8 protein-coding genes and 1 pseudogene are annotated in these 10,232 nt (G+C 71.7%); 6 read left to right on the top strand and 3 right to left on the bottom strand.

What is annotated here, in order from left to right; all coding sequences use genetic code 11:
- Positions 1-305: 305 nt before the first annotated feature.
- Positions 306-1,487, top strand: a complete 1,182-nt coding sequence (gene sucC / locus JF597_RS39195; protein ID WP_294008114.1) for an ADP-forming succinate--CoA ligase subunit beta — start codon at positions 306-308, stop codon at positions 1,485-1,487.
- A 27-nt stretch (positions 1,488-1,514) separates the two neighbouring features.
- Positions 1,515-2,399: a succinate--CoA ligase subunit alpha gene (gene sucD, locus JF597_RS39200; RefSeq protein WP_294008116.1), complete on the top strand. Its 885-nt coding sequence runs from the start codon at positions 1,515-1,517 to the stop codon at positions 2,397-2,399.
- A gap of 164 nt (positions 2,400-2,563) precedes the next feature.
- Here the strand turns inward: sucD and JF597_RS39205 are convergent, their stop codons facing one another.
- The gene (locus JF597_RS39205; protein WP_366916506.1) at positions 2,564-3,730 is read right to left on the bottom strand and encodes an RNA polymerase subunit sigma-70; all 1,167 of its coding nucleotides are present in this window, start codon (positions 3,728-3,730) and stop codon (positions 2,564-2,566) included.
- Here JF597_RS39205 and JF597_RS39210 point away from each other — a divergent pair.
- Positions 3,680-5,182, top strand: a complete 1,503-nt coding sequence (locus tag JF597_RS39210; protein WP_366916508.1) for a DUF6350 family protein — start codon at positions 3,680-3,682, stop codon at positions 5,180-5,182. The two genes, JF597_RS39205 and JF597_RS39210, sit on opposite strands and share 51 nt — an antisense overlap.
- Before the next feature lie 31 nt (positions 5,183-5,213).
- On the opposite strand, the gene JF597_RS39215 is transcribed toward JF597_RS39210, so the two are convergent.
- Positions 5,214-5,957 (bottom strand): hypothetical protein, encoded by a 744-nt coding sequence (locus JF597_RS39215; RefSeq protein ID WP_294008122.1) that lies wholly within the window; start codon positions 5,955-5,957, stop codon positions 5,214-5,216.
- Between the two features lie 336 nt (positions 5,958-6,293).
- Between JF597_RS39215 and purN the strand changes: the two genes are divergently transcribed.
- Together purN and purH are read left to right on the top strand one after the other, a co-directional pair.
- Complete coding sequence (purN, locus tag JF597_RS39220) at positions 6,294-6,923, top strand: phosphoribosylglycinamide formyltransferase (RefSeq protein ID WP_294008124.1); 630 nt, start codon at positions 6,294-6,296, stop codon at positions 6,921-6,923.
- Complete coding sequence (gene purH, locus JF597_RS39225) at positions 6,920-8,503, top strand: bifunctional phosphoribosylaminoimidazolecarboxamide formyltransferase/IMP cyclohydrolase (RefSeq protein ID WP_294008126.1); 1,584 nt, start codon at positions 6,920-6,922, stop codon at positions 8,501-8,503. The genes purN and purH overlap by 4 nt, the downstream gene beginning before the upstream one ends.
- A 186-nt stretch (positions 8,504-8,689) precedes the next feature.
- On the opposite strand, the gene JF597_RS39230 is transcribed toward purH, so the two are convergent.
- The gene (locus JF597_RS39230; RefSeq protein ID WP_294008128.1) at positions 8,690-9,280 is read right to left on the bottom strand and encodes an RDD family protein; all 591 of its coding nucleotides are present in this window, start codon (positions 9,278-9,280) and stop codon (positions 8,690-8,692) included.
- 229 nt (positions 9,281-9,509) lie between these two features.
- Between JF597_RS39230 and JF597_RS39235 the strand changes: the two are divergent.
- A pseudogene (locus tag JF597_RS39235) lies at positions 9,510-10,232 on the top strand (bifunctional methylenetetrahydrofolate dehydrogenase/methenyltetrahydrofolate cyclohydrolase); the annotation flags it as partial.

Raw genomic sequence — 10,232 nt, forward strand, 5'->3', positions numbered from 1 at the left:
TCCTCGGGGCCTGAAGCCTCACCGGGCCAACCCCAGCCCGGTGAGGCCTCGCACTTCGCACGCAGGACGGCACGCCGTGCCAGGAGAACCCCGAATACCCGGCATCATGTGACAGGTATCACCGCTCAGGTGTGACTCCCGATTTAGAGACCCCCAGCGAGCGGCGATAATCTGCGAGACGGACATGCCGCGCGCTCGGACACCGTGTGCGCACCCCTTGTGACACATTGCGGACGTCACGTTGCCCTTCGCGGCACGCCCACGCATCCAACGAACCGCGAGATCACTGATAGGGACGGAAGCGCGTGGACCTGTTCGAGTACCAGGCGAGGGACCTCTTCGCCAAGCACGATGTACCGGTGCTGGCCGGTGAAGTCATCGACACGCCTGAGGCGGCGCGCGAGATCACCGAGCGGCTGGGCGGCAAGTCCGTCGTCAAGGCGCAGGTGAAGGTCGGTGGTCGCGGCAAGGCCGGTGGCGTCAAGCTGGCCGCCTCCGCGGACGAGGCCGTCGCCCGGGCGACGGACATTCTCGGCATGGACATCAAGGGCCACACGGTCCACAAGGTGATGATCGCCGAGACGGCCCCGGAGATCCTCGAGGAGTACTACGTCTCCTTCCTCCTCGACCGTGCCAACCGCACCTTCCTCTCCATCGCCTCCGTCGAGGGCGGCATGGAGATCGAGGAGGTGGCGGCCACCCGCCCCGAGGCCGTCGCCAAGACGCCGATCGACGCGATCGACGGCGTGGACCTGGCCAAGGCCAAGGAGATCGTCGCCGCGGCGAAGTTCCCGGCCGAGGTCGCCGACAAGGTCGCCGACGTCCTGGTCAGGCTGTGGGACACCTTCATCAAGGAGGACGCCCTCCTCGTCGAGGTGAACCCGCTCGCGAAGGTCGCCTCCGGTGACGTCATCGCCCTCGACGGCAAGGTGTCGCTGGACGACAACGCCGAGTTCCGCCACGCGGACTGGGCGGAGCTCCACGACAAGGCCGCGGCCAACCCGCTGGAGGCCGCCGCCAAGGAGAAGAACCTCAACTACGTCAAGCTCGACGGCGAGGTCGGCATCATCGGCAACGGCGCCGGTCTCGTCATGAGCACCCTGGACGTCGTCGCGTACGCCGGTGAGAACCACGGTGGCGTCAAGCCCGCCAACTTCCTCGACATCGGCGGCGGCGCCTCCGCCCAGGTCATGGCGAACGGCCTGGAGATCATCCTCGGTGACCCCGACGTCAAGTCGGTCTTCGTCAACGTCTTCGGCGGCATCACCGCCTGCGACGAGGTCGCCAACGGCATCGTGCAGGCCCTGAAGCTCCTGGAGGACCGCGGCGAGGACGTCTCCAAGCCGCTCGTCGTCCGTCTCGACGGCAACAACGCCGAGCTGGGCCGCAAGATCCTCACGGACGCGAACCACCCGCTGGTGCAGCGCGTCGACACCATGGACGGCGCGGCCGACAAGGCCGCCGAGCTGGCAAACGCCGCCAAGTAAGCACTCAGGACGAGGACACAACACACCATGGCTATCTGGCTCAACAAGGACAGCAAGGTCATCGTCCAGGGCATGACCGGCGCCACGGGCATGAAGCACACCAAGCTCATGCTCGGCGACGGCACCAACGTCGTGGGCGGCGTCAACCCGCGCAAGGCGGGGCAGACCGTGGACTTCGACGGCACCGAGGTACCGGTATTCGGTACGGTCGCCGAGGCCGTCGAGAAGACCGGCGCCAACGTCTCCGTCATCTTCGTGCCGGAGAAGTTCACCAAGGACGCGGTCGTCGAGGCCATCGACGCCGAGATCCCGCTGGCCGTCGTGATCACCGAGGGCATCGCCGTGCACGACTCGGCGTCGTTCTGGGCGTACGCCGGCAAGAAGGGCAACAAGACCCGGATCATCGGCCCGAACTGCCCCGGCATCATCACCGTCGGCCAGTCCAACGTCGGCATCATCCCGGGCGACATCACCAAGCCGGGCCGTATCGGCCTGGTCTCGAAGTCCGGCACGCTGACGTACCAGATGATGTACGAGCTCCGTGACATCGGCTTCTCCACCGCCGTCGGCATCGGTGGCGACCCGATCATCGGCACCACGCACATCGACGCGCTCGCCGCGTTCGAGGCCGACCCCGACACCGACCTGATCGTCATGATCGGTGAGATCGGCGGCGACGCCGAGGAGCGGGCCGCGGACTTCATCGCGAAGAACGTGACCAAGCCGGTCGTCGGTTACGTCGCGGGCTTCACCGCGCCGGAGGGCAAGACCATGGGCCACGCCGGCGCCATCGTCTCCGGTTCGTCGGGCACCGCCCAGGCGAAGAAGGAGGCCCTGGAGGCCGCGGGCGTCAAGGTCGGCAAGACCCCGACCGAGACGGCGAAGCTGGCGCGCGAGATCCTCGCCGGCTGAGCGTCGTTCCCGACGCCGCTTGACTGAACGCCGGTAGGCCCGTCCCCACCCCGGGGACGGGCCTACCGGCGTTTCGCTCACCCGCGCTTGCGCAGCTCCTCCCGCAGCCTTCGGCCGGGGGAGGAACTGCGCGGCCGGCCCCCACCCAGCCGCACCCGACCGCGCTACCTCGCCACCGGCACGAGTCTCTCCGGGCCGTTGTAAGCAAGGCTCTGCAGTTTCAGCCGGAGCGCCCGCTCCCCCGCCGACAACGGCCCCAGCCCCACCTCCGCCGGCACCCCGCTGATCGCCTGCGCCGGGCCGATCGGCGCCTCGTAGTGCGTCGGCGCCGTCCGCAGCGTGAGGGTGGTCGCCGCGATGATCGTCGCCGTGAAGGCGAGCGCGGACCGGGTCCAGAAACGGATCCGCTGTTCGGCGTACGTCCGCACGGTGGGCGGCTGAGCCGCCCCCAGCCCCTCCGCCGAGGCCAGCTCGGCCAGCCGGCGGTGCAGCGCGGCGGGGTCGGCGAGTTCCGGCACCCGGTCGGCGACCAGCCGCCGCGCGCGGGTGAGCCGGCCGGCCGCCGCCGGCGTGCTCGCCTCCGTCTCCGCCGCGGTCTCCGGCAGGTCGAGGCCGATGCCGTCGTACAGCAGCAGCGTGCGCCGGTAGGACGCGGGCAGCTTCAGCAGCGCCTCCAGGAGCGCGTGGTCGGCCGCGTCGGCCGGTGGCGGTTCGGGGTGGCGGTAGCGCAGCCGGAACCGGTGCCAGGGAGAGAGCGCACACTCGTGCGCCACCGCCCGCACCCAGCCGGCCGGGTCCCGGTCGCGGGCCACCTGCGGCCAGTTCTGCCAGGCGAGTTGGAAGGCCCGCTCGACGGCCTCCTGCGCCAGCTCCCGGCGGCCGGTGAGCAGGTAGGCCTGCCGCACCAGGGCCGGGGCGCAGAACGCGTAGAGCGCGTCGAAGGCCTGAGCGGGCGTCAGAGCGGGGGACGGTCCGGCCTCGTCGGTACGGGCAGGGCTCTGCGTCATCGGGCGCACCTCCCTTCGAAAAAGCACATAAACATATATTGGGCGACACTTCGGCTGTTCATCGGTTACGACGGAAAAGCGCGTGTCGTTGGGAGCATGGCGGTCGTGATTCGGATGACCGCCCGCCGACCGTCGCTGCCGTCCCGCCGACCGTCTTCGCCGCCGCTGCTCAGCCGGGTGCGGGACCGCTCCCCGGGACTGGGCGCGAGCCTGGCGGCCGGTGCGCTCGCGGCCGGACTCGGGCTCGGTTCCTTCGCCGTCCTGACGATCGCGCTGTGGGTCAGCTCGCCGTACCCCGACAGCGGCCCGGGCGGCGCGCTGCACGTCGCGGCCGCGCTGTGGCTGCTCGCCCACGGCGTCGAACTGGTCCGCACCGGCACGCTGTCCGGAGTACCGGCCCCGGTCGGGGTGACGCCGTTGCTGCTGCTCCTGGTGCCGGCGCTGCTGCTGCACCGGGCGGCACGGTACGCGGTGGACGCGCCGGAAGGCGACGACCCCTACGCGCCGCCGCCGGTCCGCGCCCGCACCGCCTGGGCGGGGGTCGTCGCCGGCTACCTCGGCGTCGGCGGCTGCGCCGCCCTGTACGCGTCCGGCGGGGAGCTGCGGCCCCAATGGGCGTGGGTGGCGGTCTCCCCGCCCCTGCTCGCGGCGTGCGCGGCGGGCGCCGGGGTGTGGACGGCGTACGGCCGTCCGCGTGAACCGCTGCTGCGCCTGGTGCCGGTGCTGCCGGGTGCGGTACGGCGGCGGCTGCTCGGGCGCGACACACGGGTGCGGTGGGGTACGGCCCTGCGCGCGTCCCTCGCCGGCACGGCCGTGTTCTTCGGGGGCGGGACGCTGCTGCTCGCGGTGTCGCTGGTGGGGCACGGGGATGCGGCGCGGGCCTCGTTCCTCCAGCTGACGGAGGGCTGGACGGGCCGGTGCGCGGTGCTGTTCCTCTGCGTCTCCCTGATCCCGAACGCGGCGGTGTGGTCCGCGTCGTACGCCGTGGGCCCCGGCTTCGCGCTCGGTGCCGGGCATCTCGTGAACCCGCTGGCCTCGAATCCGGCACCGCTGCTCCCGCCCTTCCCGCTGCTGGCGGCCGTGCCGGAGCACGGTCCCGGGACTCCGGTGCACTGGGTGGCCGGGGCGGTGCCGGTGGCGGCCGGGGCGACGATGGCGTGGTTCGTGGCGGCACGGGCGGCGGAGCGGCGCTGGTCGGCCGAGCGCACGGCCGGGGTGGCGGCCCTGGCGGCGCTGCTGTGCGCGCTCCTGCTGGCGGTGCTGGCCGAGTTGGCGGGCGGTCCGCTGGGCGTCGCCGCGCTCACCGCCTTCGGGCCGGTCTGGTGGCAGACGGGCGCGGCGGCCGGCGGCTGGCTCCTCGCGGTGGGCCTGCCGGGAGCCCTGATGCTGCGGGCGTGGCGGTGGGAGGGCGCCGGCTCGCTCGCCGCATGGCTGGGCTTCGCCGGGCGGAAGCCGCGAGACGGGCAGGCCACGGAGAGGGAGCAGGCCCAGGGGAGCCCGACGCCGTCGGCCTCGGCGCCCGCCCCGGCCTCGGCCCCCGCTTCGACCCCGCCCTCGGTCTTCGTGGTCGGACTGCTGCCCGATCAGGCCGACGGCGACGGGGACTCCGAGCGGTACGAGGCGCTGCCGGCCGAGCCGCACGAGGGGCTGCCGACCGACCCGCCGCCCGGCCCCTGGGAGGACGAGGCGGCGCGCAAGGCCCGCTGGACGGCGCTGCGAAAGCTGTCCGAGCCCACCGAGCCGACCAAGTCGGCCGAGGACACCCACGGCCCCTGACCCTCCCGGCTGCGCGTCACCCCCGAAACCGTCAGCTGTTCCCGCTCCCCAGGACCCCCCGCAGCTCCTGCGGCAGCAGGTGGTCGCAGGACTGCTTGGCCTCGTTGGTGAGGGCGTCCGAGACGCAGGTGTAGTAGTCGCGGTAGACCATCTGGGCCGTGAAGTTGGCCGCCACCAGGGCCAGCGCCAGGGACGCCGTGACCAGGCCGCTGATCGCCGCCGTGGTCTGGGGGCGGCCGGTGACGGCCTCGTCCGGGTTGCGGGGCTTGGCACGGAGCGCGCTGATGCCCCAGTAGAGGGCCAGCGCACCCAGCAGCAGCGCCACGTACGGCCAGCTGAAGAGCGCGAACAGGAAGGCCCACATGCCGCACAGCAGCGCGTACCGCGCGCGCCGCTGGGCCGGGTCGGTCGGGTCCCAGCGCATGCCCGGGCCGCCGGGGCCGCCGGGGCCGTTCTGGCCGCCGCCGCCCGGGCCGCCGTCGGGACGCCGGCCGAAGCCGCCGGACTGCCGGCCGGGCTGGCGGTCGCTCCACTGACTGCCCCACGGCGCTTCCCCGTCGTCGTCACCGGCCGGACGGCGCGGCCGCCACGGGCTGTCCGGCGCGCCCTCCGGCGGCGGGGCGAAGGGGTTGTCGTCCTGCTGGTCGCCCTTCGGCCGGTCCGAGGGCGCGTCCGGCGGCGAGGCCGGCCGCTCCCGCAGCAGCACGGCGGAACGCGTCCCTCCCTGCACCGACTGCGGGGGAAGCATGCGAAGTCCCAGGCTGCGGTCCGGCATCAAGTGAGCGTCTTCCCCTAGATCAAGATGTACAGAACAGAGCTGATGGCTGGATACGGCGGATGGCTGCGGGTGATCGGCACAGCAGCCGAAACGACCGCCTACCCCGTGAACGCGTCGTATCCCGCACGCGTTCCCGCCTCGGTACCTCCCAGACGCTACCTTCCGGCCACGCCCCCGTCCCGTGGGGGCCGCCCGGTGTGCCGGTATCGTTGCTGACGGTCGGCCGCTTCGTAGACTTCCCCGTATCCCGGGGAGCGAAGCACTCGTACGAATGTACAAAGCGGGTGCGAGTCCGGCCGCCGTACCGACGCTTCCCCGAGAAAGGGCCCCACCGTGGCCGCCAAGCCCGTGGCCAAGCGCCTCGTCGTGCTGGTCTCCGGATCAGGCACCAACCTCCAGGCGCTCCTCGACGCGATCGCCGAGAACGGCGCCGAGGCCTACGGCGCCGAGGTCGTCGCCGTCGGTGCCGACCGAGCCGGCATCGAGGGGCTCGCGCGTGCCGAGCGGGCCGGGATCCCGACCTTCGTGACCAGGGTGAAGGACTTCGGGACCCGGGACGAGTGGGACCGGGCGCTGGCCGAGGCCGTGGCCGCCCACGAACCCGACCTCGTCGTCTCCGCCGGGTTCATGAAGATCGTCGGGAAGGAGTTCCTGGCGCGGTTCGGCGGGCGGACGGTCAACACGCACCCCGCCCTGCTGCCCAGTTTCCCCGGGGCCCACGGCGTACGCGACGCGCTCGCGTACGGCGCCAGGGTCACCGGCTGCACCGTCCACTTCGTCGACGACGGCGTCGACACCGGGCCGATCATCGCTCAGGGCGTGGTGGAGGTCCGGGACGAGGACGACGAGAGCGCTCTGCACGAGCGCATCAAGGACGTCGAGCGAAGGCTGCTCGTCGAGGTCGTGGGGCGGATCGCCCGCAACGGCTATCGCATTGAGGGACGAAAGGTAGTTATCCAGTGACCGCCGAGAGCACTGTCACGGCCGAGAGCGGCAAGCGGGCCATCCGTCGCGCGCTCGTCAGCGTCTACGACAAGACCGGGCTCGAAGAGCTCGCCCGCGGGCTGCACGAGGCCGGTGTCGCACTCGTCTCCACCGGCTCGACCGCCGCCCGCATCGCCGCCGCCGGCGTCCCCGTCACCAAGGTCGAGGAGCTCACGGGCTTCCCGGAGTGCCTGGACGGCCGGGTCAAGACCCTGCACCCCAGGGTGCACGCCGGCATCCTCGCCGACCTGCGCCTCGAGGACCACCGGCGCCAGCTCGAAGAGCTCGGCATCGAGCCGTTCGACCTCGTGGTCAGCAACCTCTATCCGTTCCGCGAGACCGTCGCCTCCGGCGCCACGCCCGACGAGTGCGTCGAGCAGATCGACATCGGCGGTCCGTCGATGGTCCGCGCCGCCGCCAAGAACCACCCCTCGGTCGCGATCGTCACCAGTCCCGCCCGCTACGCAGACGTCCTCAAGGCCGTCGCCGAGGGCGGCTTCGACCTCGCCACCCGCAAGCGGCTCGCCGCCGAGGCATTCCAGCACACGGCCGCGTACGACGTGGCGGTGGCCTCCTGGTTCGCCTCGGAGTACGCCCCGGTCGACGAGTCGCGGTTCCCCGACTTCCTCGGCGCAACCTGGGAGCGCGAGAGCACCCTGCGCTACGGCGAGAACCCGCACCAGCCCGCCGCCCTCTACGTCGACGCCGCCGGCGGCGGTCTCGCCGAGGCCGAGCAGCTGCACGGCAAGGAGATGTCGTACAACAACTACACGGACACGGACGCCGCGCGCCGTGCCGCGTACGACCACGACGAGCCGTGCGTCGCGATCATCAAGCACGCGAACCCCTGCGGCATCGCGGTCGGTTCGGACGTCGCCGAGGCGCACCGCAAGGCACACGCCTGCGACCCGCTGTCCGCGTTCGGCGGGGTCATCGCCGTCAACCGGCCGGTGAGCCGGGAGATGGCCGAGCAGGTCGCCGAGATCTTCACCGAGGTCATCGTCGCGCCCGACTACGAGGAGGGCGCCCTCGAGGCCCTCGCCAGGAAGAAGAACATCCGGGTGCTGAAGGCCCCGGGCGCCCCCGCCAACCCCGTCGAGGTCAAGGCGATCGACGGCGGTGTGCTGCTCCAGGTCACCGACCGGCTCCAGGCCGACGGCGACGACCCGGCCAACTGGACCCTCGCGACCGGCGAGGCGCTGGGCGCGGCGGAGCTGGCGGAACTCGCGTTCGCCTGGAAGGCCTGCCGGGCCGTGAAGTCCAACGCCATCCTGCTCGCCAAGGACGGCGCCTCGGTCGGCGTCGGCATGGGCCAGGTCAACCGCGTCGACTCCGCGAAGCTCGCCGTCGAGCGGGCGGGGGAGGAGCGGGCGCGCGGCTCCTACGCCGCCTCCGACGCGTTCTTCCCGTTCCCCGACGGCCTGGAGATCCTCACCGCCGCCGGCGTCAAGGCCGTGGTGCAGCCGGGCGGTTCGGTCCGCGACGAACTCGTCGTGGAGGCCGCGAAGAAGGCGGGCGTGACGATGTACTTCACCGGGACGCGGCACTTCTTCCACTGAGCACTGAGCACTGAGAACAGAGCACTGAGAACAGAGCACAGAGCACAGAGCACAGAGCACAGAGCACAGAGCACGGAGCAAGAAGCACTGAGCGCCGCGGCGCGGCAGCCGCGGCGTGATCACTGCAAACACCAGGGCCGTGTCCCCCTGCGCGGGGGGCACGGCCCTCGGGGTGCCGGCGGACGCTCAGTTGCTGCGGATCACGATCGTGCCGCAGACCTTGTCGGCGAACGTCTGGCGCTTGGCGTCCCACGCCGGCCACAGCCAGCCCAGGTAGCAGGCGAGGCTGTCCAGGATGTGCGCGATACGGCGCACGAAGGCCATGCCGACGCCGATCGGCTGACCGGTGGCCTCCTTGACCAGACGGATGCCCAGCGCCTTCTTGCCGATGGTCTGGCCGGTGCGGCCCTCCATGATCAGCTGCCAGATGGCGATGCCGAGGATCGCCAGACCGCCGATGATCCCCAGCACCGCGGCCTTGCTGCTGAAGAGCACCAGGATGTACGGCACCAGGAAGACCAGGCCGTCGACGATCGTGCCGCCGAAGCGCTGGCCCCAGTTCGCGTACGGCGGCGTCGCGCCGTAACCCTGCTGCGGGTAACCGTAACCGGCCTGCTGGGGGTAGCCCGGCTGCTGGGGGTAGCCGTATCCCTGCTGCGGCGGGACGCCCTGCGGGGCCTGCTGGTAGCCGGGCTGCTGCGGGTAACCGTAGCCGGGCTGGCCCTGCTGTGGGTCCTGCGGCTGGCCGTAGGGGTTGTTGGGCGCGCCGAAACTCATGACGGGTTTCCTCCGTTTGACCTGCGGGGACGACGCGGACAAGCACGGAGGTACGTCATGATCTGAGCGGTTTGCCCCCCACCGGACCGCGATACTGCGCCGTTCATCGTTAAGTACGGGCGAGTTGTTGTCCAGTCCGATTAGCGATGTGTTGTGCAAGTGCAACATCATTGATCATGACCGCACACCCGACTGGAACCGGGAGACCGGCATCCGCGAGGATGGAGCCATGACCGCCCAGATTCTCGATGGCAAGGCCACCGCAGCCGCGATCAAGTCCGATCTGACCGGGCGGCGCTGAAGGAGAAGGGCGTCACGCCCGGCCTCGGCACGATCCTCGTCGGGGACGACCCCGGCAGCCAGAAGTACGTCGCCGGCAAGCACCGCGACTGCGCGCAGGTCGGCATCGCCTCCATCCAGCGCGAACTCCCGGCCACCGCGACCCAGGAGGAGATCGAGGCGGTCGTCCGCGAGCTCAATGACGACCCCGCCTGCACCGGCTACATCGTGCAGCTGCCGCTGCCCAAGGGCATCGACGAGAACCGCATCCTGGAACTGATGGACCCGCACAAGGACGCGGACGGCCTGCACCCGATGAACCTCGGCCGGCTGGTGCTCGGCGAGCCCGCGCCGCTGCCCTGCACCCCCAACGGGGTGCTCACCCTGCTGCGCCGGTACGGCGTCGAGATCAAGGGCGCCGAGGTCGTGGTCGTCGGCCGCGGCGTGACCATCGGCCGCCCGATGCCGCTGCTGCTCACCCGCCGCAGCGAGAACGCCACGGTGACCCAGTGCCACACCGGCACCCGGGACCTCGCCTCGCACCTGAAGCGCGCCGACATCATCATCGCCGCCGCCGGCTCCCCGCACCTGATCCGCCCCGAGGACGTCAAGCCGGGCGCCGCCGTCCTCGACGTCGGTGTCTCCCGCAACGCCGACGGCAAGATCGTCGGGG

Origin of the sequence: Streptomyces sp., assembly GCF_019510245.1 — a bacterium.
In the GTDB taxonomy this organism is placed as follows: Bacteria; Actinomycetota; Actinomycetes; order Streptomycetales; family Streptomycetaceae; genus Streptomyces.